22 protein-coding genes are annotated in these 24,161 nt (G+C 62.3%); 8 read left to right on the top strand and 14 right to left on the bottom strand.

Annotation, left to right across the window (positions count from 1 at the left end; all coding sequences use genetic code 11):
* Positions 1-62: 62 nt before the first annotated feature.
* Positions 63-752, bottom strand: a complete 690-nt coding sequence (locus GKC30_RS08195) for a helix-turn-helix domain-containing protein (RefSeq protein ID WP_155933909.1) — start codon at positions 750-752, stop codon at positions 63-65.
* A gap of 157 nt (positions 753-909) precedes the next feature.
* On the opposite strand from GKC30_RS08195, the gene queA reads away from it, so the two are divergent.
* The 5 genes from queA (at position 910) to GKC30_RS08170 (ending at position 4,701) form a co-directional block, all read left to right on the top strand.
* Positions 910-1,998: a tRNA preQ1(34) S-adenosylmethionine ribosyltransferase-isomerase QueA gene (queA, locus tag GKC30_RS08190; protein ID WP_155933907.1), complete on the top strand. Its 1,089-nt coding sequence runs from the start codon at positions 910-912 to the stop codon at positions 1,996-1,998.
* Between the two features lie 71 nt (positions 1,999-2,069).
* The gene (locus GKC30_RS08185) at positions 2,070-2,303 is read left to right on the top strand and encodes a 4Fe-4S dicluster domain-containing protein (RefSeq protein WP_155933905.1); all 234 of its coding nucleotides are present in this window, start codon (positions 2,070-2,072) and stop codon (positions 2,301-2,303) included.
* A 1-nt stretch (position 2,304) separates the two neighbouring features.
* The gene (locus tag GKC30_RS08180) at positions 2,305-3,387 is read left to right on the top strand and encodes a 3-methyl-2-oxobutanoate dehydrogenase subunit VorB (RefSeq protein ID WP_155933903.1); all 1,083 of its coding nucleotides are present in this window, start codon (positions 2,305-2,307) and stop codon (positions 3,385-3,387) included.
* 1 nt (position 3,388) lies between these two features.
* Positions 3,389-4,159, top strand: coding sequence for a thiamine pyrophosphate-dependent enzyme (locus tag GKC30_RS08175; protein WP_155933902.1), 771 nt, complete (start codon positions 3,389-3,391; stop codon positions 4,157-4,159).
* Complete coding sequence (locus tag GKC30_RS08170) at positions 4,159-4,701, top strand: 2-oxoacid:ferredoxin oxidoreductase subunit gamma family protein (protein ID WP_155933900.1); 543 nt, start codon at positions 4,159-4,161, stop codon at positions 4,699-4,701. Before GKC30_RS08175 ends, GKC30_RS08170 begins: the two co-directional genes overlap by 1 nt.
* Positions 4,702-4,790: 89 nt before the next feature.
* Here the strand turns inward: GKC30_RS08170 and GKC30_RS08165 are convergent, their stop codons facing one another.
* The 8 genes from GKC30_RS08165 to GKC30_RS08130 form a co-directional block, all read right to left on the bottom strand.
* Positions 4,791-7,388, bottom strand: coding sequence for a PEP/pyruvate-binding domain-containing protein (locus GKC30_RS08165; RefSeq protein WP_155933898.1), 2,598 nt, complete (start codon positions 7,386-7,388; stop codon positions 4,791-4,793).
* A gap of 30 nt (positions 7,389-7,418) precedes the next feature.
* Positions 7,419-7,838, bottom strand: a complete 420-nt coding sequence (locus GKC30_RS08160) for a response regulator (RefSeq protein ID WP_155933896.1) — start codon at positions 7,836-7,838, stop codon at positions 7,419-7,421.
* 23 nt (positions 7,839-7,861) lie between these two features.
* Positions 7,862-8,671, bottom strand: a complete 810-nt coding sequence (locus tag GKC30_RS08155) for a hypothetical protein (protein WP_155933894.1) — start codon at positions 8,669-8,671, stop codon at positions 7,862-7,864.
* A 122-nt stretch (positions 8,672-8,793) separates the two neighbouring features.
* Complete coding sequence (locus GKC30_RS08150) at positions 8,794-9,033, bottom strand: hypothetical protein (protein ID WP_155933892.1); 240 nt, start codon at positions 9,031-9,033, stop codon at positions 8,794-8,796.
* A gap of 79 nt (positions 9,034-9,112) precedes the next feature.
* Complete coding sequence (locus GKC30_RS08145) at positions 9,113-9,448, bottom strand: hypothetical protein (protein WP_155933890.1); 336 nt, start codon at positions 9,446-9,448, stop codon at positions 9,113-9,115.
* Between the two features lie 33 nt (positions 9,449-9,481).
* Positions 9,482-10,522, bottom strand: a complete 1,041-nt coding sequence (locus GKC30_RS08140) for a sulfite exporter TauE/SafE family protein (RefSeq protein WP_155933888.1) — start codon at positions 10,520-10,522, stop codon at positions 9,482-9,484.
* A gap of 13 nt (positions 10,523-10,535) precedes the next feature.
* Positions 10,536-10,832, bottom strand: a complete 297-nt coding sequence (locus GKC30_RS08135) for a DVU0150 family protein (RefSeq protein WP_155933886.1) — start codon at positions 10,830-10,832, stop codon at positions 10,536-10,538.
* Positions 10,833-10,855: 23 nt separating this feature from the next.
* Positions 10,856-11,266: a universal stress protein gene (locus tag GKC30_RS08130; protein WP_155933884.1), complete on the bottom strand. Its 411-nt coding sequence runs from the start codon at positions 11,264-11,266 to the stop codon at positions 10,856-10,858.
* Between the two features lie 210 nt (positions 11,267-11,476).
* Between GKC30_RS08130 and GKC30_RS08125 the strand changes: the two genes are divergently transcribed.
* Positions 11,477-14,023 carry a sigma 54-interacting transcriptional regulator gene (locus GKC30_RS08125; RefSeq protein WP_155933882.1) on the top strand — a complete coding sequence of 849 codons (2,547 nt, stop codon included), beginning with the start codon at positions 11,477-11,479 and terminating at the stop codon, positions 14,021-14,023.
* A gap of 12 nt (positions 14,024-14,035) precedes the next feature.
* Positions 14,036-16,618: a PEP/pyruvate-binding domain-containing protein gene (locus GKC30_RS08120; RefSeq protein ID WP_155933880.1), complete on the top strand. Its 2,583-nt coding sequence runs from the start codon at positions 14,036-14,038 to the stop codon at positions 16,616-16,618.
* A gap of 11 nt (positions 16,619-16,629) precedes the next feature.
* On the opposite strand, the gene GKC30_RS08115 is transcribed toward GKC30_RS08120, so the two are convergent.
* From GKC30_RS08115 to GKC30_RS08095, 5 genes are all read right to left on the bottom strand, one after another.
* Positions 16,630-17,025, bottom strand: a complete 396-nt coding sequence (locus tag GKC30_RS08115; protein WP_155933878.1) for a response regulator — start codon at positions 17,023-17,025, stop codon at positions 16,630-16,632.
* The gene (locus GKC30_RS08110; protein ID WP_155933876.1) at positions 17,018-18,001 is read right to left on the bottom strand and encodes a sensor histidine kinase; all 984 of its coding nucleotides are present in this window, start codon (positions 17,999-18,001) and stop codon (positions 17,018-17,020) included. Before GKC30_RS08110 ends, GKC30_RS08115 begins: the two co-directional genes overlap by 8 nt.
* Positions 17,998-18,402, bottom strand: coding sequence for a response regulator (locus tag GKC30_RS08105; protein WP_155933874.1), 405 nt, complete (start codon positions 18,400-18,402; stop codon positions 17,998-18,000). Before GKC30_RS08105 ends, GKC30_RS08110 begins: the two co-directional genes overlap by 4 nt.
* A 16-nt stretch (positions 18,403-18,418) precedes the next feature.
* Positions 18,419-20,071 carry a sensor histidine kinase gene (locus GKC30_RS08100; RefSeq protein WP_155933872.1) on the bottom strand — a complete coding sequence of 551 codons (1,653 nt, stop codon included), beginning with the start codon at positions 20,069-20,071 and terminating at the stop codon, positions 18,419-18,421.
* Positions 20,072-20,261: 190 nt separating this feature from the next.
* The gene (locus tag GKC30_RS08095; RefSeq protein WP_196772840.1) at positions 20,262-21,812 is read right to left on the bottom strand and encodes a PAS domain-containing sensor histidine kinase; all 1,551 of its coding nucleotides are present in this window, start codon (positions 21,810-21,812) and stop codon (positions 20,262-20,264) included.
* 312 nt (positions 21,813-22,124) lie between these two features.
* Here GKC30_RS08095 and GKC30_RS08090 point away from each other — a divergent pair, with 312 nt between their 5' ends.
* Positions 22,125-23,993, top strand: a complete 1,869-nt coding sequence (locus tag GKC30_RS08090) for a HAMP domain-containing methyl-accepting chemotaxis protein (protein WP_231117088.1) — start codon at positions 22,125-22,127, stop codon at positions 23,991-23,993.
* The last annotated feature ends 168 nt before the right edge of the window (positions 23,994-24,161 follow it).

Below are 24,161 nucleotides of genomic sequence, written 5' to 3'. Positions count from 1 at the left end.
CCTGGGCGTCAGAGTTTTAAAGGTCGAAACCGCGCCCGGACAAGAGGCCGGACAATTCAGAGCTATTCGGCGGCCTCCTTGAGCCGCTCTATCTTTTCCTGAAGATACTTTTCCATGTCGCGCCGGTCCTTGCGCAGCCGGACCAGCTCGGACTCGAGGATCTGCAGCTTGGCCTTGATGTCGGAGGTGTCAAAGGAAAGCTTCAGCGCCATCTCCTCGATCTCGGCGTCCTTTTGCTCAAGTTCGCGGGTGCGGCGTTCGATCTCGTCGGAAACTCCCCCCTGGGAAGCGGGAAGCTCCTTCATGCGCTTCTGACTGCGGGCCAAGAGGACAAAGGCCGTCTTGAGCTTCTGAATGTCCTCGTCCTGACGGTCGATGATCGCCTTCTGGTCGGCGATGATCTCCATGCAGGAGGCAACCTTGCCCATGACGCCATTAAAGGAGGCAGCCAGCTCGGCATATACCTGAGTCTGCACACCTCCGGCAACGGGCTGTGCCGGTGCCGCGCCAGCCACATCTATGGTTCTGGGAAACTCGGTGCGCAGGGCATCCTCTATCTCGGCAGTGACGGCGCCATCGGCATACAGCCGGGAGATGCGCTCGAACACGGCAATGCTATCCTCGGGATACCTGGTTACGCGGCCGCTCTTGCGCCCTCCAAGGAAATCCTTGAAGAGCGAGGCGTATCTCCGCGCCGTGGGTGCGGGAATTCGGGTGCGTTTGGCGATCTCTGCCACGGAAAGCCAATTCATGACTCAAGAAATACCATGAATCGGTCAAATATCAATGTAAAAGGAAAACCCGTTGAGCGAAACGTCATCGTGCTGATTTAATTGAACAAGAAAAGGATTTGACGAAGAAGCTGCGTGGTGTAGGGTCTTGCTCGCACTCAACGCGGGGACACAGCCCATGGAAATACCCGAGGATTACCAACTCGCAAGCTACGCCTACACTCTGCCGCAAGACCGTATCGCCCAGGCCCCTGCCGACCGGCGCGACGGCTCGAACCTGCTGGTGCTCGACAAGGGCACGGGCCGGATGCAATCCAGCGTCTTCGACCGACTCGCCGACCACCTGCCGCCCGGCGCCCTGCTTGTGGCCAACAATTCGCGGGTCATCCCGGCCAGAGTCTTCGGGACCAAGGACACTGGCGGCCGGGTGGAGTTCCTGCTGCTCACCCCCCTGCCGCTGATAATGCCAGCCCCTGCCGCAAGGGACGGCTGGCGCACTGCGCAAGCCGAAGGACTCCTGCGCGCCTCAAAGGCCCCCAAGCAAGGCGCGGTCATCGCCTTTTCCGACGACTTCGAGCTGACGCCTCTTGAGGCAGGCCCCTTTGGCCGGTGGAAGGTGGAACTCCGCTGGCGCAAAGACCTGAGAGACCGATTCGAAAGCGTCGGCCATCTGCCGCTGCCCCCTTACATCCAGCGTCCCGACACCGCGGCGGACAGGGAGCGCTACCAAACCACCTACAGCGATGCGGACAAGGCCGGTTCCGTGGCCGCGCCCACGGCCGGACTCCACTTCACCCGGGAGCTGCGCGAAACACTGGCCCATCAGGGTTTCGAGTGGGCGGAGGTAACCCTCTATGTAGGCTATGGCACCTTCAGCCCGGTGCGCTGCCCGGACATCCGCGAGCACCGGATGCACGCGGAATATTTAGAGGTGCCCGAGGCCACAGCCAGGGCGGTGCAGCGTGCCAAGGCCGAAGGTCGGCCGGTCGTGGCCGTGGGGACCACCAGCGCAAGGAGCCTGGAGGGAATGGTCAGGGAGAGTGGGCGCATTGGAGAGTTCCGAGGCGAAACAGACATTTTCATCTCTCCTGGATACGATTTCCAGGTGGTGGACGCCATGATCACCAACTTCCATTTGCCAGAATCCTCGCTGATCATTATGATCGCGGCTCTGGCCGGGAGAGAGTGCATCCTCTCGGCCTACGAGTTTGCCCTGGAGAACGGGTATCGCTTCTTCTCGTACGGCGACGCGATGCTTATCAAATAATTGCGGATACACCCCATATCCATCTGATTCAAACGGCCAGCCTCGCCCTGAGGCCGGAAGAGGAGCGTTTCATGTCGCGAATCGAGGTTCAAGAGGACCGTTGCAAGGGATGCCTATTATGCACCACGGTCTGTCCCGTGGACATCATCGTCCAGTCCGATCGGTTCAACGTCAGCGGCTACAAGGTCGTGGAGGTGCCGGAGGATTCAAAAGAGAAATGTACCGGCTGCGCGTCCTGCGCCCTGATCTGCCCTGACATCGCCATCACGGTCTACAAGACCCCCAAAAAGAAAGGGGGGAAATAACATGAGCAAACAACCCGAACGCATCTTCGTCAAGGGCAACGAAGCCATCGCCCGGGGGGCGCTGGCCGCCAGGTGCAAGTGCTTCTTCGGCTACCCCATCACCCCGCAGAACGACATCCCGGAATTCATGTCGTCAGCCATAATCAAGGCGGGCGGCGACTTTGTCCAGGCCGAGTCCGAGGTGGCAGCGGCCAACATGCTGCTGGGCGCGGGCGCGGCGGGAGTCCGCGCCATGACCTCCTCCTCGTCGCCGGGCATGTCACTCAAGCAGGAGGCCATCTCCTACATGGCCGGTTCCGAAGTCCCTGCGGTCGTCGTGAACATGAACCGAGGCGGGCCGGGCCTGGGGGACATCGGCCCGGCGCAGGGAGACTACTACCAGTCCACCCGCGGCGGCGGCCACGGCGACTACCGCCACTTCACCTTCGGCCCCGGCACCGTGCAGGAGGCGTACGACCTGACCATCCGGGCGTTCGACATCGCCTTTACGCACCGCACCCCGGTGCTCATTCTGGGCGATGCCATCCTCGGGCAGATGAAGGAACCCATAACCCCCTGGGTGCCGGACAACATCGACGACGAGGCCGGGCGCGACTGGGCCATCACCGGCCGGACCAACGTCCGGGAGACGGGACGCGAAAAGCGGCTCATCAAGTCCCTGTTCCTGGCCGAAGGAGAGCTGGCCGGGCAGAACAGACACCTGCAGGCCAAGTACGACGCCTGGGCGGACATGGCCGAGTGCGAGCACTACGAGACCGAGGACGCCGAGCTGGTCGTCTGCGCCTACGGCTCCATCGGTCGCATCGCCAAATCCGCAGTGCGCAGCTTCCGCAAGCAGGGGAAAAAGGTCGGACTGCTGCGCCCCATCACCCTTTATCCGTTCCCCAGCGCGGACCTGAAGAAACTTGCCCAGGCGGGCAAGCGGTTCCTGACCATCGAGCACAACCTCGGCCAGATGGTGGACGATGTGCGTCTTGCCATCCGCACCGTGGCCGACTCGGCCTTCTTCCCCATCTACCCCGGCAACCTGCCCACCCCGGACGAGCTGGAAGCCCCCATCCTCGCCTGCCTGGAGGGTAAATAAAATGACCCAGACAAACGAAAAACTCGTCTTCTCCCGGCCCGAGAGCGTCATCGACAGGCCCACCCACTATTGCCCGGGCTGCCACCACGGCATCGCCCACAGGCTGGTTGGCGAACTGCTCGACGAGATGAACCTGACCGAGAAATCGCTCCTGGTGGCCTCCATCGGCTGCTCGGTCTTTCTCTACAACTACCTCAATACGGACGCCGTGGAAGCGCCCCACGGCCGCGCCCCGGCTGTGGCAACCGGCGTCAAGCGCTCCCGGCCCGACAACTTCGTCTTCACCTACCAGGGCGACGGCGACCTCGCCTCCATCGGCATGGCCGAGATCATGCACGCCGCCAACCGGGGCGAGAAAATCTGCGTGGTCTTCGTCAACAACACGGTCTACGGCATGACCGGCGGCCAGATGGCCCCCACCACCCTGCTGGGCCAGAAAACCACCACCACCCCGGCCGGACGCTGCGTCACCCACGAAGGCGCGCCCATCCGCATGACGGAGATCATCGCCTCCCTGGGCGGCGTGGCCTATGCCGCACGCGGGTCGCTCGACTGCGTCAAGAACATCCTCGCGGCCAAGAAGCACCTGCGCAAGGCCTTCGAGTGCCAGGTGAACGCCACCGGATTCGGGTTCGTGGAGCTGCTCTCGGGCTGCCCCACCAACTGGAAAATGACCCCGGTGCAGGCCAACGACCGCATAAAAAACGAGATGATCCCCTACTTCCCGCTCGGCGTGTTCAAGGACATCTCCGAGGAAGGAGGAATCTGCTGATGCGCTACATCGACGCGATCATCGCGGGCTTCGGCGGCCAGGGCGTCATGCTCATCGGCAACCTGCTCGCCTACGCGGGCATGAAGGACGGCCTCAACGTCACCTACATCCCGGTCTACGGGCCGGAAATGCGCGGCGGCACCGCCAACTGCACCGTGGTCCTGTCCGAAGAGGACATCGGCTCGCCCATCATCCATCGGCCCAAGTCCCTCATCGCCATGAACCGCCCCTCGCTGGACAAGTTCCAGCCCCGGGTCGGTGACAACGGCGTCCATATCATCAACTCCTCGCTCATCGACATGGAGCTGGCCGATACCGGCCGCCTCACATGCCACGGGGTGCCCTGCAACGAGATCGCCGACAAGCTCGGAAACACCCGCATGGCCAACATGGTCGCCATCGGCGCCTATGTCCAGGCCACGGGCATCATTCCCCTCAAGGCGGTCGTCGACTCCTTGGAAAACGTCATCTCCCCGCACTACCACAAGCTCATTCCCGCCAACACCAAGGCCATCCAGGCCGGTGCCGAGCACGTGGCCTAAACGGAACAACAGCCTCAAACAAACAGGGAGCCTCGCAAGGCTCCCTGTTTGCTTTTGTCCTTTACCCGAGGCAACCCCGGATCAGACCGCTACTGTCTGGCTTTGGAAATCATCGCCGTCAGGTCCCGACGCAGACGCTGCTCGTAGACCCTCGCCATCTCCCGGTTTTTCATGACCATGTCCAGTTGCTTGGTGTGGATCATGACAAATCCCAGGATCTTGAGCTTCTCTTCCAGCTCGGCGCTGGGCAGGGCCTCGGCCCGTGCCAGCAGGGCATCCTGGCGGAGTTCGGTGCGGAAGCCGTGCTCCTCCAGCAGGTCGGCCACCAGCTCGGCCCGCAGGATGCGGCGGTCCTGGTCGGCCGCGCCGCCCTTGAAGCGGAAGCTGACGTAGTTCTCGTCCGCAATCTCGCCGATCAGGGCCTCCAGGGTGCAGAAGTGGAACCCGAACCTCGACTGGAGAGAAAGGAAGGTATCGGTGATCATGAAGTAGTTTTTGACCTCAAAACTGGAGGCCATGGCCGGTTCGATGTCCCTGTTGGATGCCGCCTGGCTGATGATGGAGGCAAATCCCCTGGCGTCCAGCACCGGGGGTCCGCTCCACTCCTTGGCGGTCATGCCCTCCCAGAGCACATGCAGGGGGCGCGAGGCGATATTCTCGAAGTCGATGTAGCGGTCCTGGGGAGGATCGGTGAACCCGTTGCCCAGGTCGATAAGCCAATATTTGAGGGGGCGGCCGTTGTACCGCAGCTGCTTGGCCAGCCGCTTGCGCACCGGCCCGCTGTCGGCCGAGAAGAGTTCGCCCACGGATTTTTCGTGGCAGAACCGGGTGATGTCATGGAGCGTGCGGCAGAACTCGGGACGGAAATCCGGGGATTCCGGGTCGAGCAGGGTCAGCGGCACAATGTGGCGGGCCACGCTGGCCAGGGTGTTCATGACCGGGCTGCCGAGCATGAAGTCCGGCCCCTTTGCGGCCTGACTGGCCAAAAGCTCCTCGGCGCAGCCGGAAAAAATGCGGCCATGAGTGCCGTCCACGGTGATCATCTGGTTGCCGTCCAGGGCCGAGATGGCGTTTTCCAGCCCGAACACGGCAGGCACGTCGAACTCGCGGGCCACATTGGCCAGGTGCCCGGCCGCGCTGCCGGTCTCGGCCACCACGGCTGCGGCTCGGGGCAGCAGCGGCGCCCAGCGGGGCAGGGCCTGGGCCGCCACCAGCACGGCGCCCTCGGGAAAGGAAAAGGCGTCTGCGTTCTTGCGCACCACAAAGACCGGCCCGCAGGCCGCGCCGGGAGAGGCGGGCTCGCCGCCGTCCAGAAGCAGGGGCAGGTCCGGCTCGTCCTGGGGCTCGGGAACCATCGGCATATGGCCGGTCATGGGTCTCGCCTGGAGAAAAATCAGGGTTCCCTGGCGGTCCACGACCCACTCCACATCCTGGGGCTGCCCGAAATGGCGCTCCACCGCCAGGGTCTTCCCGGCAAGATCAATGATGGCCTGGGGAGAGAGGGCAGAGGCCTCGGCCTCGGAGTCCTGCAACGGAACGTGGACAACACCCTCCATGGCGTCCAGCTGGGCCATGGAACGCTTCCTGGGAACGTGGCTTTCCTCGATGCACATGGGGTCGTCGCGGGAGACAAGGTAGCGGTCGGCCTGGACATTGCCGTCCACCACGGCAGTGGGCAGGCCCGGCACAGCGTGGACGACCAGCCTGCGATCCGCAGGGTGGACCGGATCGCGGGAATAGACCACCCCGCCGGCCGAGGCGTCCACCATGGGCAGACACCCGACGCACACGGCCATGCCCTCGTCGGGTATGCCCCGGTTCCAGCGATAGGTCATGGCGGCCACGCCGTACTTGCTGGCCACCACCTCCTTGTAGGAGCGAACGACCTGGTCGAGGCGGACGCCGAGCTCGGTGCGGTACTGACCGGCAAAGGAGGCGTCGGGCAAATCCTCGCCCAGGGCGGACGAGCGCACCGCCAGCCTGACCTCGTCGCCGTAAGCGTCGGCAAGGGCTTGGCACTGTTCTTCGATGGCCTGCACCAGCTCATCGGGCAGGGGCGCGGCCACGATCAATTCCTGGATGGTCGAGGACAGGGCGTAGCGGGCGTCGAGCCGGTCCACCTGCCGTTCGCGGATGATGCCTTCGATCTCGGCGCTCAGACCCGCGTCTTCGAAAAAGCGGCGAAATCCGCTGGCCGTGATCACGAAGCCGCCCGGCACGTCCAGGCCGATGCGGCCAAGCTCACCCAGGTTGGCCATCTTGGGCCCCACCTCGCCCGCATCGGCCGCGCCGATGGCTGCCAGCGAGAGAACCAGGGGGCCTGGCACGGGTTCCCTGCCGCCTTCCACATGGCGGCCGATCTCCTGCTGCACGGCCCGCAAGCGATCATACAGGGCGTTATGGCGACCGTCTGTCATGCCTTCCAGGCAGCGGATCATCTTGAAAACATTGGCCGTGGCCTGGGCGCACATGCCGCGCACCTGGGGCAGTCCAAAGGGCTTGCCCCCGCGCAACATCTCTTCCATGTCGCTCATGACCTCAAGGGCGCGGTTGTTGGAGTTCACCAGTTGGCGAAACAGGGCGCAACGTCGACGGAAGTCGAGCCTGAGCGCCTGCTCAAGGGCCTCGTCCTCTTCGGGCGAGCTGAGTCCGATCAGTCGCGAAAGCCTGTTCCAGAAGGTTGCCATGAGCACTTCTTGCAGGTCAGCGTTGGTGAGTCAGGCGTTGAATCCGTTGCCTGTCCTTGTGCCACTGGTCATGGGGCCGCGCACCCCGGATGCCTCTTCGATCTTGAGCACCAGCTCGCCGATGGCCACGGGCTTGACCATGTAGTCGTAGGCCCCAAGCTCCATGCCCCGCAGGGCGGCCTCTGTCGAGGCGTGGGCCGTGAGCAGGACAACTTCCAGATGCGGAAAAAGACGGCGGATTTCCCCAAGTGTCGCCAATCCGTCCATACCGCCGGGCATGAGCATGTCCAGAAGCACGACATCCGGCTTGCTGGCGCTGATGGCGGCCAGCGCCTGCCTGCCATTGCTGGCAGTCTGGACCAGAAAGCCGCGGCGCGCAAGACGTTTGGACAGAAAGTCCAGCAGGTCGATTTCGTCGTCGACCAATAAGACGGAAATGGGCTTGGCCATGTGTATCGTTTTCCTCGTCGGGATTAGGGTCGGTTCATTTCAGGAACCACGGCCCCGGGCAGGGCAACGTAATAGCCGGACTTGATGTTCGCGTCCAGGGGAAGCAGCCCCCCGCTGGCCTCAGGCCCGACCGTCTCCACCTTCAACTCGCCCACCTCGTGCATCTTGCGGTCGAGGATGCGCAGCGTATCGCCGGGGTTGACGCCGTGGTCGCTGCCAAGGCCCACCATCACATCCCAGCCGATCTTGCTCTTGGCCAGCTTGTAGACCGAGCCGATCCCCTGGCTGATGAGCAGGGCTTCGTCCTTGCCTGACTGGCGAAACGAAAGATAGAGCAGAAGCATGGTCAGCGGCATGGCCATGAAGAAAATCAGCACCGGCCGGATATCGAGATAGCGCTCCGAGATGGAGGGCATGTCGGCGCGCAGCGCATCCCGGTCGGCAAAGACCCGCACCGTGTAGAGGGGCTCCACCTCCGGCTCCTTTGAGGCGGTGTTGAAGACCTGAAAGGTGTACTGACCCGGTGTGACGGAATCAATCTGCAGGTAGCCGCGCCACAAACGGCCGCGCAGCTCGATGAAGTCGATGTGCAGCCCAGGGGTTTCCCGGGTGAAGTCGACGTGGCTGCGGATGGTCTCCAGGCTGGGCTCTTCAAGCCATCTGTTGGGGATGGCCGGGGTGTCGAGCAGGTCGCCGCTGACGAGGACGGTATCACCCGGAGTCATACGGAACACATAGGGCGTACCAAAGGCGGCGGTGCAGGAGTCGATCACCGAGAAAACCAGCAAGGCGATGCCGAGCAGCGCGATGCGATTGAAGGTCCGTGTGGTCATGCTATGACTTGTCCTTTGACGACGACCAGGATTGACGCCTGTTTCTGGAGCGGCGGGCCAGAGCCACGCCCACAGCCAGTCCCAGACCTACCGAAAGGATAAGCACCAGCAACTGACTCATGTCACGCTCCTTCCTGAAGGGCCGGTTCCTCGTTGGCAGGGGCCAGTCGCTTGATGGTAAACCACGCGGCAAAAAGCGTGATCGAGGCGATGGGCAGGAAAGTCTTCATGAAGGAAGTCACCATGGTCTCGGGATTGGCACTGCTCCAGTACATGCACAGGGACAGCTCCACGAGCAGGAGAATGTCCATGACGACGACCACGGCGCGCTGTGCATTGGTCAGGGGCTGTCTGTTTCGCATATCGGCTCCTGTTCCCTGTGCGGCCCGCCCGCACCAATGGGGCGGAAACGGGCGGACCGCGCAGGGGTGGTAGGGTTCGTTACTTGCCCATCAAATCCTGCTTGGACACGTTCATGATCTTCAGGGCGACATTCTTGTCGCCAACGGGATTGTAGGAAAGGCGGATCACGTCGCCCACCTCAATGCGCATCCCGATCTTGGCTGTGCTCGTGTCGAACTCGGTCAGCACACCAGTGGGCTGTCCGTACCTGAACTCCGGAGAGAAATTCAAGTCATATTCGTCGATAACGAGGATATTGGTGGTCTCGTCGTAGGAGACGCAGGCTCCCTGAGCCACGCTCGCCGCCCAGGCCGAGGCGCTGGCCAGAAGCACCAGCAGCGCCGCAGTCAGGAGAATGGTCTTGATGTTTCGCATAGCGTTTGTTCCTTGCTGTTTGAGTCTTGGGGTCTACCCCTGGGCCTGCTTCTTGTCGCGAAGCTCCTGGGCCGCGCCAACAAACATGATCTTCATGATATACAGGCAAATCAACGAGATGGTGCCCAGGATGAGCGCCGCGGACATCATCGCGTAGCCGTATTCCTTGAGGATGATGGAGATCATGCAGCAGAGCACGGCGATGCCGAAGGCAATGCGGATGCCGTAGCCCTTGGCGTACTTGGTGGCCACGGTGCCGATCTGGGCACCGATGGCGGCGCCGGTCAGCATGACGAACACGGCCACCAGCTCGATGCGGCCCTTCAGGGTGTAGGTGAAGGCGCCGTACAGGCCGGAGATCATGACCTCAAAGAGGTCGGTGCCAACCGCGATGTGGGTCGGGCAGCCGATGAGGTAGATCAGGGCGGGCATGCGCAGCAGGCCGCCGCCGATGCCCAGGAAGCCGGCCAGGATGCCGGTGACGAAGCTGACCACGATGGGCAGCCAGGCCGAACAGGTGAAGCCGGCCTTCTCAAAGTGCATCATGGGGGGAATGCGGATCTTGTGCAGGGTCTTGTACCAGGTGATGCCCTCGGTGCCGCGATCGCCTTCTCCCTCGCCATGCTTCTTCTTGTTGACCGCCTTGTAGTAGTCGTAGAAGACCATGAAGGAGATCAGGAGCAGGAAGACGACATAGACCCAGCGCACCACGGAGCCGACAGTACCCATGCGTTCAAGGTACATGATGAGCTGGGCGCCGATTTCGATGCCGAACATGGTTCCTATGATCATGACTATGCCAAGTTTGTAGTCCACATTGCCGAACTTGGAGTGGCGCATGGTGGAGACCATGGACTTGCCCGCGATATGGGCAATGTCAGTGCCGATGGCAAAGGCCATGGGGAAACCGAGAATGTTGAGGCCGGGGGTAACCATCCAGGCACCGCCCATGCCGAAGAAGCCGCCGATGACGCCCACCGAGAAGCCGATGAGCACCAGGCCGGGCCAGAAGATCGTCACGCCCGCAATGGGCATGTACATGTACAGCCAGCTGGAATCGCCAAACATTTCCATGACTCATTTCCTCCTAGTGCTCGATGATCTTGCGCTTTGAAAGGTCAAGGCCGGTCCTGGCCATGATGAAGTCCATCAGAACACCCAAAAACACGCCATAGACCGCCGTAAGGGCCACGGCCCAGATGGCGAAAAGCAGGATATTGGTATTGTAGAGGTCGGCGAAGTACAGCATGATGCTGTTATCAAGGACACGCGTGTCGGCCACGACGATCAGCTCGTCGGCCTTCTCGCCCGCAGCCTGGGCCAATTGGGGAATCAGAGCCAGCAAACCCGAAAGCAGGGCTCCGATCTTCAGCAGTTTACGCATTGGGTTTCCTCCGTTGTGAGTTGTTACTTGACCACCAGGACCGAGCAGGGAGCGTACGTCACCAGCGCGTTGGTCACGCTGCCGATGAGAAATTTTTCCAGATTGCTCTTGCCCCGATGCCCGACCACTATGAGGTCAGCCTTGATTTCCCTGGCAACGTCAATGATGGAATCGGCAGGCGAAACACCGCTTGCCACCCTCGTCTTGACCGTCACCCCCTGCTTGCTTCCCGCAGAGGCAGCCTCCTCCATCAGGCTCGCGGCCTCGCTTTCCAGGCGGGCGATCATGCTGTCCTGCATTCCTTCCACCAACCCGAGGTGGGGGACCACACTGACTGCCACCACCTCTGCCTTGACCGCAGCGGCCATTTTCAGCGCCTGATCGAGCGCCGCCCTGGCAAAGCCCGAATCGTCCATAGCTACCATAATGATCATGGTCTTAGCCCTCGCTGTTAAAGGTTCCTCTGTCTCGTCCTAACCCCTTCAAGTCTTTGGCTCCCCTTCCTATAGCAAGGCGTGTGCCAGCTTAATCGCGCAAAAGCCGGGACCCGCGAACTGAAATATTTGGATTTATTTTTTGTTGACCCTGCTTGCGCGATCATGAGAGTGTGATCTCGGGTCAAGATCGTTGGAGTGGAGGAGGCTATGCCGCAATACCACCCGATGCCCGGGTTCGGATTTTTCAGATGGTTTCTCTCCTTAAGCCTGAAAAAGAAGCTGCTCTTCTCGCTGTTGCCCACGCTGATGGGCATCCTGCTGATCACCGGCTATCTCAACTACAAAATTTCCAACCGATATACGCAGATCGGCCTTGAGCGCACAGCCCGCCTCCAGGCCCTGGCCATGGCCCACGACGTGGAAGGCCGTCTGAACGAATACCGCCGGGAGCTCCTCTTTATCTCGCATGGCCCGCTTGATGCGCAGGCTTTGCGCGATCATCTCGCAAGAAAACGTGTCGCCGGGGGGACGGCCGTGAGGGAATTGGCGTTTTTCGCGCCCGAGCTGACCGGCCATGTCTATATGGTTGTCTGCGGCGACGAGATGTTCGAGGTGCCCGAGCAGATGATCGCCACGGTCAAGCCCAACCCCTTTTTGCACTTCGAGGAACTGACCCACCTCTCGCCCGGAGATGTCATGCTCTTTCCGGTGGAGGAGGCCGAGCTCCCCTTCCCCCTTGAGGCCAACGCCAACAACAGGATTCAGGCTCCGGTCTTTCGCATGGCCACGGTGGTGCCCTTGGGCGGGGAGGGTCGGCGCGGCTTTCTGTTCCTCAGTTTCGAGGCCAGGGAGCTTCGCAACATCCTCTCGGTCTTCAACTCCTCGCGCTCGCCGCTCTACGCCTTTTCCCGCAGCGACGAACTCCGCTACTCCTACATGGTGGACACGGACGGCTGGATGCTCTTCCAGTCCGACATGATCGAGCATCCGGGATCGGAAATCTCCACCATGCTTGCCCGCAGCGGCCACGACGGCACTCTGGGCAAACCGGGCCTGCCCTCGGCCTTTCGCCCCTTCAACGCCGACGCCGACTACTGGGAGATGATCGCCGACATCCGGGCGGGCAGGGCCAACTGCCTGCTCCTGGAGGACCGCGACAAAAACCAGAACCAGGTCAACTCGCACTTCCTCGCCTATGCCCCGGTCCGGTTCAGGGGGGGCACGGACGGTTCCGAGAGGATCGTTGGCGGCATCGCCTTCGTGGACCGCAGCCAGCTGACCCTCATCGCCGGATACCGCCATCTGGATGTCATGTTCCTGATTACCCTGACCACCATTGGGATAATGGTGCTGCTGGTCTACCTGCTCTCCCGCTATATCACGCAACCCATCTTCCTGCTGGCCAGGGCTGTCCGCGATATGGACCTGGCCCACCCCGAAGAGGTGGACCTTCCCTCGGCCGGATTCGAGACCAACCACCTCAAGGCCGCGGTCAACACCCTTGTTGCGCGATTGCGCGATCAGATGGAACAGGTCTGGAGAAAGGACCAGGAACTGCTCCTGGTGAGCATGCAGGAACGGGCCAGCCTGGACGACTCGCCCCATGAGGCGGACGGGATCTCGCCATTGCCGGAAATCATCGGCTCGGGCCTGAAAATCGCGCAGATGAAGGGAGACATCCTCAAGGCCGCCCGTGTGGATGTGGACGTGTTGATCGTCGGCGAAACGGGCACGGGCAAGCAGCTGGCCGCCGAGGCGATCCATAACCACAGCTCCCGCGCCGGCAAGCCGTTCATCTCCATCAACTGCGGCGCACTGGACGAAAACCTGCTTTTGGACACCTTGTTCGGACACACCAAAGGCGCCTTCACCGAGGCCAAGGACGATCGCAAGGGCGCCTTTCTCCAGGCCAACGGCGGCACCCTCTTTCTGGACGAGATCCAGTCCACCTCGCTCATGGGGCAGCAGGCCCTGCTCCGGGCCATTGCCATGCGCAAGATCAAGCCACTGGGCAGCGACAAGGAACTGGATGTGGATGTGCGCCTCATCGCCGCCACCAACGTGGACCTGACGACCATGATAGAGGACAGGACCTTCCGCGAGGACCTGTATTACCGTCTCAGGGTGCTGACCATCAATGTTCCCCCTTTACGCGAGCACAAGGAGTCCATCCCCAGCCTGGCGCTCTACTATCTCAGGCAGGCCGAGTCGCTGGTGGGCAAGGTGGGCCTTGCCCTGTCGCGGGGGGCCATCGAGAAGATGAACGCCTATGACTGGCCCGGCAACATCCGCGAACTGGTCAACTGCATCACCCGCGCCGCGGTCATGGTGGAAAACGAGGTGATCCAGGCCAACGACATCCAGCTGGAGGAAGAGCGGCTCTCCGACTGGAATCCCCTGTCCCTCTCGCTGTCCCGGAGCGCACCGGCTGCGGATGGCGGGGCCCAGCCACCCGAACCGGCCACCCCTCCCGCAGCGGGTCTGGCCGTGGCCGGTATGGAAAACCCCGCCCCCTCCCGCGTACCCACCGGGCTGCGTCTTAACGACCGCCAGCGCAAGGTCTATCCGCTGCTCATGGCCCGAGGCAGCATCACCCGCAGCGAATATCAGGACTTTGTCGGCGGCGGCCTGGCCTCGCGCACCGCCATCTACGACCTCAACGACCTGGTCAGAAAGGGCTGTCTGGTCAAGGTTGGCAGCGGCCCGGCCACCCGATACGAATTGCTGCCAACGGGCGCTACCGCCGCCAATTGACGCGGAGGCATCATGTTCGAATTTCTTGGACGGCTCTTCTCACGCCGCCGCGACACCAGGGTCGACGATCTCTTCAAGGACCGCTACACCAACTTCAAGGCGATCCTCGACGCCAACTCCGAGCTGCTGCGCCTGCTCTCCTCCATGGACCGAATGCTCGAAGGGAGGACCCTTTTCGGCATGGCCTACGTGCGCTCCCAGGGGGCTCGGGCGCTGTTCTACGCCGCCAGGATGGTCCGATCCTATGAACGGCTCTCCGGGCGCGCCCAGCCCCGTCTGCACGAAACCCTGGAAGCGCTGCATCTGAAAATTGGCGAAGTCCTCGGCGAGGTCGGCCACCGGCCGCCGGTACCCGATCTGGTGTTGCCTCATGTGCGCGTCGGCCGGACGATGATCGACAGCGTGGGCGGCAAGAACGCCAACCTGGGCGAGATGGCCGGCGCGGTGGGCCTTACGGTGCCACGGGGCTTTGCCTTGACCACAGCCGCCTATCAGCTCTTTCTGGACCACAACCAGCTTGGCCCCGAGATCGACAAGGCCCAGCGGGCGGTGGACCCCGAGGCGCCAGAGACCCTTATGGAGGCCAGCCAGATCATCCAGACCCTGTTCTTGCAGGGGGAGATGCCGCCCGCCCTGGAAAAGGCCATGCACGACTGCCTGGCCGAAGTCTTTGGCCAGGACGAAACCCTGAGGTTGGCCATGCGTTCGAGCGCCATCGGCGAGGACGGCGAGCTTTCCTTTGCCGGGCAGTACAAGTCCATTCTCGGACTGGTCCCGGCGCGGCTGGTCGAGAGCTACAAGCTGGTGCTGGCCAGCCTCTTCTCGCCCAGGGCCATAGCCTACAGGCTGGCCAACGGCATCCTCTCCGAGGAAACGGCCATGGCCGTGGTCTGCCTGGAAATGGTGGACCCCCTGGCCAGCGGCGTGGCCTACTCCCGCGATCCGCTGGCTCCGGGGCGGCCGGAGATGGTCATCAACGCGGTCTGGGGGCTGGGCACCTACGCCGTGGACGGGCGCGTCGATCCCGACAAGTACCGCGTCTCGCGCACCAACCCGCAGGATGTTCTCTCCAGCGAGGCCGCGCCCAAGGAGGTCATGCTCGTCATGCGGCCCGGCGGAGGCGTGGAGGAGCGCCCGGTCCCGGAGAAAGACCGGGGCGCGCCCTGCCTGAACGAAGAACAGATCGGGCATCTGGCCCGGAGCATTGTGCGGCTTGAAGAGCACTTCGGAGCGCCCCAGGACGTGGAGTGGGCCCTTGATCGCTCGGGGCGGCTGCTTTTTCTCCAGTGCCGCCCGCTGCAGGTATCCGGGGCGGCCTTTGTGCCGCCGGACCTGCCCCAGGTGGAGGCCCCGGTACTGCTCGAGGGGGCGGAGGTGGCCTGTCCGGGCGTGGGAAGCGGCCCCGTGTACAGGGTGCTCACCGAGGATGATCTGGCAGGGTTCCCGAGAGGTGCCGTGCTGGTGGCCGAGCACTCCTCGCCCACCTATTCGCTGGTCATGACCAGGGCGGCTGCCGTGGTCACAGAGCACGGCAGCGTCACCGGACACATGGCGTCCCTGGCCCGGGAATACCAACTGCCAGCCCTGCTGGGTGCCAAGGGGGCCATGCGCGTCCTGGAAAACGGCCGGGAAGTGACCGTTGACGCCTGGCTCGGCCGGGTGCTTGAGGGGAGCGTGGAGCCGCTTCTGGCCCTGCGGACCGACGACACCGGCACGCTCATGAAGGGAACGCCGGTGTACGAAGCCCTGCGCGCCCTCGGGGCATTGGTGCTCCCCCTGAACCTGACCGATCCCAAGTCACCGGATTTTCGGGCCGGAAACTGCCGCACGGTGCACGATGTCATGCGTTTTGTGCACGAGAGATGCTATGAGTCCATGTTCGCCATCAGCGACCTGGCCAGCTCCCAGGGCGAGGTGGCCCGCAAGCTCAACGCCCGGCTTCCCCTTGACCTCCACGTCATCGACCTGGGCGGGGGGCTCGAAGCGGACAGCGCATCGCGCATCGCCGCAGTGCATCAGGTTGTGTCCGCTCCCTTTGCCGCACTGCTCAGGGGGATGCTGGACGAGCGGCTCAGGCCGTGCGAACCCCGGCCAGTGGACATGAGCGGGTTCCTTTCGGTCATGACCCGGCAGATGTTCTCCACCGAGCGGGAACGGTTCGGGGAGAAGAGCTACGCCATCATCACGGACAAGTACCTCAACTTCAGCTCGCGGGTGGGCTATCATTACGGCGTGCTCGACGCCTACTGCGGCAAGACCGTGAACAGCAACTACATCAATTTCCAGTTCAAGGGCGGGGCCGCCGACGATGTCCGGCGCAACCGGCGCGTCCGGGCCATCGGGCTCATGCTCGAGGGGATCGGATTCCGGGTGGAGGTGGAGGCGGACATGGTCAAGGCGCGGTTCGCCAAGTACCCGGGCGAGGAGATCGCCTCCCGGCTTGAGGATCTGGGCCGACTGCTCATCTACACCCGCCAGATGGACATGCTGATGACGGACGAGACAAGCGTCGAGAGGCTGGCCCGGGGCTTTCTCGAAGGCGATTTCAGCCACGACTGGATGCCGTCAGTCGGCGGCCGCTGGTCCGCCGACTGACGGAACGGTCGTCAGGCTCCGGCCTGCTTCTGCAACTCCCGGGCCTCCTTGGCCAGCCGGATCATCTCCAGAACCCGATGGGTCTTGGAGGGTTTGAGCAGATAGTCCATCGCCCCCAGGTCAAGCAGGGTCACGGCATCGTCCACAGAAGCATGTCCGGTAAGGACAACCACCTTGCTGTCAACGCCCATCCGGTTCATCTTCTCCAGGGTGCCGATGCCTGAAAGGCCGGGCATCTTCACATCAAGCAGAATCACGTCGAAATCCTCCCGCTGCAGCAAGTCCAGGGCCTCCTCCCCGGAGTACACCGCCTTGGCGATCAGGTCATGCCCCTCAAGCAGCGTGACCATGTTGCTGGCAAAGCGCTCTTCGTCGTCCACGACCAGAACCGTTGTCTTCTCACTCATGGCGATCTCCTTGGTTGCCACTGGCTGGGTTGTCGGATGTTTGCGCAGATTCGGGTCCGGCCACCGGCAGCAGCAGGGTGAACACGGCCCCCTGACCCGGATTGCTCCTGACCCTGATATGTCCGCCCAGCCGGTGCATGATCTTCATGCAGATGGAGAGGCCAAGCCCCGTGCCCTGGCCAGGCGGTTTGGTGGTGAAAAACGGATCGAAAATCCGCTGCAGGTTCTCGGGCGGGATTCCGGAGCCGGTATCCGCCACCTCTATCTCCGCCTGCTGCCCGGAAATCCTCGTGCTGACCGTGACCATGCCGTCGCTCTCCACAGCCTGAACAGCATTCTGCAGCAGGTTGAGCACCACCTGACGCACCAGGGAAGGGTCTGTGGAGATGAGCCGCTTTCCGTCCCGGTACCGCCGGGTGATGGTGATGTTCTGGTATCCCGCCTCGCGCTCAACCAGCCGGGTCATGTCCTCCACCAGTTCACCGAGGTTGACGGTCTGCAACACGGCTTTGGTCTTGCGGGCGAAATCGAGCAGTTGATGGGTGATGTCACCGCAGCGCTCCACCTGGGTCGAGATCTGGTCGATGCGCTCCAGCAGCTCGGGGCTGGCTTTAAGGGCAGCGAACTCCGGCCGCGAGGCGATGAGCTGCAGAAGCTCGGTCTCCTGACCGATGATGCCCAGCGGGGTGTTGATCTCGTGGGCAATGCCGGACGACAGCTCGCCCAGGACGGACATCTTCTGGGAATGAATCAGCAGATCGTCCATGTCCCTGGCCTGACCGGGGGACTGTTTTCCTGACCAGGGCAGAGCCGCGCCAAACGCCGTAACAGCGGCGCCCAGGGCCGCACCCAGGGCCAGGGGCCCGTCCGTGGCGGCTGCGCCCAGGGCCAGACCCGAGGCCAGGGCCGCCATGCCCAGCCGGGGCAGGCCGACCTTGGGATGCGGGGCAAGGGCCAGGGCGCGCAGGGGGTTCATGCCTCGTCCCCTGCATAGCCCTGGCTGAGGCGGCGGCGCTCGTGGGCACGCCTGATGCGGCCCAGCAGATCCTCGATCTGAAACGGCTTCATGACATAATCGTAGGCTCCGTGCCGCATGCCCTTGAGCCCCATGTCGGCAGAGCTGTGCCCGGTGAGCATGATCACTTCGAGCTGAGGATGCCGCTTCTTGATCTCCTTGAGGGTCTCGATGCCGTCCATGCCCGGCATGAGCACATCAAGGACCACCACATCCACATGCTGCCGGGCAAGGATTTCCAAGGCGGCCCTGCCACTGGAGGCGGTCAGCACTTCAAGCCCGCGCAGCCGGAAACGGTTGGCGAACAATTCGAGGAAATATGATTCGTCGTCAACGGCCAGTACCGTGATCTTGCTGTCCATCGCTCCCTCCCCGGAGTCACGCCTGCGGTCTGGGCAGACGAATGGTGAATACCGATCCCTCGCCCGGCGCACTCCGAACCTCGATGCGCCCGCCGAGTTTCTCGATGATGCTGAAGCAGATGGAGAGCCCGAGCCCCGTTCCCTCGCCCACGGATTTGGTGGTATAAAAGGGTTCGAAGATGTGGTTGAGGGTCTCCGAGGACATGCCCGGCCCATCGTCGCGGATGGTCAGCAGCACCTCGCCGCATTCGTCGGACGCCGTGCTGACCCATATCTGGCCGTCCTGGCCCACGGCGTCCAGGGCGTTGTCGAGTATGTTCAGGATCACCTGTTGCAGCTGGTTGCCGTCCGTCGTCACTCTGGGCAGGTCCGGGGCCAGCTCCGTGTCGATATGGATATTGCGGTGCAGGGCCTCCTGGCGCAAAAACCGGATGGTCTGCTCGGCCAGGACATTGAGGTCCACGTTTTCATGCAGGGGCTCCATGCGCCGGCCAAATCCGAGCATGCGGTGCGTGACCTCGCGGGCCCGGTCCACATGGAGTTCGATCATGTCGAGACTGCGGGCGAATTCCTCATAGTTTTTCATTGTCTCCGGGCTTTCGTCGTCGAGCATGTCCTTGAGCCAGCCCGCGCCCTCGCGAATAAGGGTCAACGGGTTGTTCACCTCGTGGGCCACCCCGGCCGCGAGCTTGCCCAGCGCCGCCATCTTGCTTGATTGCATGAGGGAGGCGTCGAGTATCGACTTTTCCCGATCAGCGAGCATCACTTTGCGCACAATGGCCTGGGCCATAAGCACTGCGCCCAGGGTGATAACGAGTATGCCGATCAGACAGGCCACGGCCAGAAGCCAGGTGGTGCGCCACAAGGCGGAAAGTTCTTCGGAAGGATCCTCCAGGATGACCAGCCGCCAGCGGAGGCTGTCGAGCCAGGTGGTGCCAAGAAACATCTTGCGCCCGGAAATATCTGTCTGCTCGACCCGGACCCCCTTGAACGACCGATGGTTCGGCAGCGAGACCGGCTCGAGGATCGGACCGTGAAAGCGGGAGTGGGTCTGCATTATGTTGTTGTGGTTGACCAGAAAAGCGTCGCCGCGCCGCCCCACCTGGACAGCCTGGACCAAGCTGTCGAACACGTCGGAATCAACGGTGGCCCGCAGCACCCAGGTCTTTCCGCTGACATTGCGCGATACGGCGATGATGAAGTGGGGAAACCGGCGAAATCCCATGAACACGTCGCTGATGAAATGGCCCTTGTGCAGGGTTTTCTGAAACCAGTCCGCATCCTTGTAGTTGACTTCGCCCAGAGCGAAGGGGCCGACATAGGCGACATGCGCCCCGGACTGGTCGATGAACCCCATGTCCACAAAGGATTGGGCGCTGGTCTGCGTGGCATTGAAAAGTTTTTGCAGGTACACCTTGTCGGCGAGGTTTTCCGGGGAGTGGGAGTAGAGCATGGTCCGCAACTGGGCCGTGCGCTCATCCAGGAACATGTCCAGGGCCTGCTGCTTGTCCCCCACCATGGTGGAAAGGTTCTTCGTGATCTTGGTATGGTAGGCTGTCTGGAAATCGTTGTACACGAACAGCCCGATGGCAAAGAGAGGAATGAGCGAAAAGGCCATGGTCCCGCCGATGATCTTCCAGCGGAGAACGGAATATTTCTTGTCAACCATGGCGGTCACCTCCGGGATTCTGGGCTGTCGGCTGGGCGCGATCCTGCTAGATAACAAGTAATAGCAACAACCATTCCAGTCCGAAACACATCCGAACAAAACCCTTATTCCCTGTAATCATGGATAAAAATCTCGCATCTTGTTGCGCAAACACAATCCGGCCCCTTGTGGTCGCGCAAAGGATCAGCGATCAATGACGCTGAAGATGGGGCACGAGAACCTTGTCTATCTGGGCGGCGCAGACCGGCTTGATCATGGTATCGGTAACACCGGCCCGGGCAAGGCGGTCCCTGTTGCGCTGACCCGCATGGGAGGTCATGGCGATGATGGGAATGTTCCGGGAAACTCCGGGGACTTCGCCGTTGCGGATGTGTATCGTTGTCTGGAGCCCGTCCATGACGGGCATGTGCAGGTCCATGAGGACAAGGTTGACGGCGTGATGCCGCAGGAGGTCAAGCGCCTCGGCGCCGTTGGCTGCCTCACGGACATCGAATCCGACCCTGGTGAGGCTTCGCGTGGTGGCGAACAGGGCAATGGGATCATCCTCGACCACTAGAATGGTGCGCCTTGCCTCCGGCCCGGACAGGGGAAGAACCGATATCTGGCCGGGGTCGGCGCACGGAGCGCCAGCCGGGATGAAAGGAATGGTGAAGGAGATGGCCGTTCCCTGGCCCTTGCCGGATCTGACCCGGATCGATCCGCCCAGCATCTCGACCAGGGCCCTGACGATGCTCAGGCCGATTCCGGCTCCGCTGTACCGCTTGGTCATGAAATTTTCGGCAATGGTGAAGCTGTCAAAGAGAGAGCCGATGTCTTTTTCGTCAATGCCCGGGCCGCTGTCCTTGACCACAAAACGCAGGTCCTGCCAGCTTGCCCGGTTGTCAGCCCTGTCCGAACAGGCGCTCCCTGGCCCCACCGCGACCCTGACATATCCATCTTCCGTGCATTGCAGGGCGTTGGCGATGAGATTCGAAAGGATCTGACCAAGCCTGAACTCATCGCCGGACCAGCATCTGGGCATTTTTGCCGACATATGGATTTCGAGGTCAACCCGGTGCAGATTGGCCTTGAGCGCAAAGGACTTGCGAAGCGACTCCAACAGCTCAAAGAGGTCGAAATCGCGAACCAGGGGTTCGATGGAGCGTCGCTCAATGGCCGCCAGGTCCAGAAGATTGTTCAGAAGGATGAGCAGACGTTGCCCGCTTTCCTGTATCATCTCGAAATTATTGCGCGTCTCCAGGTCCAGAGTCTCGTCCAGAGCGAGCTGGGATATGCCCAGAATACCATTGAGAGGCGTCCTCAGCTCATGGCTCATGTTGGAAAGAAACTGTGACTTGGCCATGCTGGCCGATTCGGCCATCTCCTTGGCCCGGAGCAGTTCCTCCTCGTGCTCCCTTGCTTCGGTACAGTCCCGAGAGTAACTCGCCACCCCTGTCACCGCGCCTGATTCATCGATGACCGGATAGAAGCTCACGCGATAATGCCGGTTGTTGATTTCCTCGTGGGCGCAGAGCGGTCTTCCGGTTCGAACAACCTCGGCAACACAGGCGCGGCGCTGTCCGGCAATGGCCGGGTCCAGAAAATCGAAAACATTTTTGCCGATCAGGGCTTCGACGCTGGAGCCCCTCCGACGGGCCGCCTCCTTGTTCAGGGCGACAAAGCGTCCTTCCGGGTCGATGAGAATGCAGGAGTCTTCGGTCGCGTTCAATAAGGCCTCAATGGTCGCTTTGGCCGCCTTCATTCCGTGCCCCCCGTGTTTCCTGTCCGCTGACGCGGGTTGATGGTTTCGCACACTGCGGGATGCGGGCAGACATCGGGCAATGCCGCCCAACTGCGCAATGTGCATCAGCAAGGAGGATGCCATTGGCTCACAGGCCGCTCCACAGTCCTTCACCCCTTGGAGCCGGAGACGGCATTGCGCGACTTGCGAGATTTTGTGCCAAGGCGGCCGGGTGGTTGCGCATGTCGCCTTGCTCGATTGATGGCATGGCGTGTGCAGAAGGAAACGCCAAAAGAAACGCCATGCGACGAAGCGTCAAACAAGGAGTTTTTCATGTTGAAGAATCTCAGGTTGGCAGTGAAGCTCGGTCTCAGTTTTGCCGTGGTTCTCGCTCTCACGCTGGTGGTCGGCTTGACCGGCTGGCGCGGGATGCTGTCGGTTGTTGATCGGGTGGACAAGGCCGACGATGTAGGAGAGCTGGTCCAGCACATTCTGGAGAGCAGGCGTCATGAAAAGAATTTCATCATCCGCGGCGATCAGGTCTACATTGATCGCGTCCACAGCATCGTCGGCTCCCTCGTCAGCCAGGCGAAAGAGGCCAGGCTCAAATTCGAGAACCCGGTCAATCAGGCGCAGATGGACGAGGTGGTCTCGTCGGTCAACGAATACGGCCAGGCGTTTGACGCCATGGTAACGGCCATCGGCAACCAGGTCGCCATCCGCAAGGATGTCGAGAGAGTGGGGCATGAATTGATTGCTTCCAGCGACGGCCTGTATGTAGGGGATGACAGCCGGGCCTTGCGGGCCGTATACGACTTCACCCGGATGATGGATGTTGCCCAGATGGAGGCAAGGGCCTATTTCCTGTCGCGCAGCGAAACGGATCTCGCCCTGGCCATGGAGCATGTGGGCGAGGCGCTTGCCCTGGCCAGGGGCCTGGGCAGCTCGGATCTGGAGTCTGGGGTGGAGCGGTTCAGAAACACCCTGGCCGGATACGAAAACGCCCTGACCGCAGAGAAAATTGCCGACGACAGAATGATCGCCGCCGCCAGAAACGCCCAGGCCCAGTGCGAGGCCGCACGCGAGAGCCAGCATGCCCTGATGCTCTCCGAAATGGGCTTTGCCAACACGATGCTCGTCAGCGTTTCCCTCCTGAGCCTGCTCCTTGGCATCGTCGCCGCCATTGTCATCACGCGGTCCATCACCCGCCCCGTTCTCCTGGGGGTGAGTTTTGCCAGAAGCATGAGCCAGGGCGATTTCACGCGTACACTCGAGATCAGCCAGCGGGACGAGGTCGGCACTTTGGCCACAGCCCTCAATGAGATGGTCGGCCGTTTGCGCGAGGTGGTCGCCCAGGTGCAGACCGCCACGGAAAATGTCGCCTCCGGCTCCGAGGAGCTTTCGGCCACGGCGTTTTCCCTCTCCCAGGGAGCCACCGAGCAGGCGGCAAGCGTGGAGGAGGTGTCGTCGTCCATGGAAGAAATGGCGTCAAACATTCAAAGAAACGCCGACAACGCGCGCGAGACCGAAGGGCTCGCCGAAAAGGTGTCCCGCGATGCAGAGGCCAGCGGCGAGGCTGTGGATAAGGCCATGGCAGCCATGAGGCACATCGCCGAAAAGATCACCGTCATAGAGGAAATCGCCCGGCAGACCAACCTGCTTGCGCTCAATGCCGCCATTGAGGCGGCCAGGGCCGGGGAGCACGGCAAGGGCTTCGCCGTGGTCGCGGCAGAGGTTCGCAAGCTCGCCGAACGTAGCGGCGTGGCGGCCAGCGAGATCAGCGAGCTGTCCGCCTCCACCGTCTCCGTGGCCGACAAGGCGGGCAGAATGCTGCAGCAGCTTTTGCCGGACATCAGACGCACGGCCGAGCTGGTGCAGGACATCTCCTCGTCGAGCGACGAGATGACGGCTGGGGCAAACCAGATAAGCAGGGCCATGTCACAGCTTGATCAAGTCATTCAGCTCAACGCTTCTGCGTCAGAAGAGATGGCCTCCACCTCGGAGGAGCTTTCCACCCAGGGGCAGCGGCTGCAGAAGGCAATGTCCTTCTTTGTCGTCGATTCAGACGAGGCGGGAGTGCGGGCGTCCGATGCCCGGGCCGTCCCGGCGGCAAGATCTCTCCCGGCTTCGGGACAGCGATCGGCTGCGCTGTCCGCCAAGGGCATGGGCGTGGAGCCGGATCAGGAATTTGAACGATTTTAAGCCCCATGAGCCCAGGCGGGCGGATTCCTCTGTGCCCACCCCGCGCCTTGAGCGCGGGGTGGGTTGTTCTTTCATCAGCCTTCCGGGGCGGACATGCTCATGGCTCCTCAGCCCGCTGGCTCCGCGTATGTGGACGGTTGCGGGTGTTTCGCGTATCTGGTGGGGAGA

This window comes from Pseudodesulfovibrio alkaliphilus (assembly GCF_009729555.1).
In the GTDB taxonomy this organism is placed as follows: Bacteria; Desulfobacterota; Desulfovibrionia; order Desulfovibrionales; family Desulfovibrionaceae; genus Pseudodesulfovibrio; species Pseudodesulfovibrio alkaliphilus.
The sequence above is the reverse complement of the archived record's forward strand: the minus strand, read 5'-3'. Positions and strand labels throughout refer to the sequence as shown.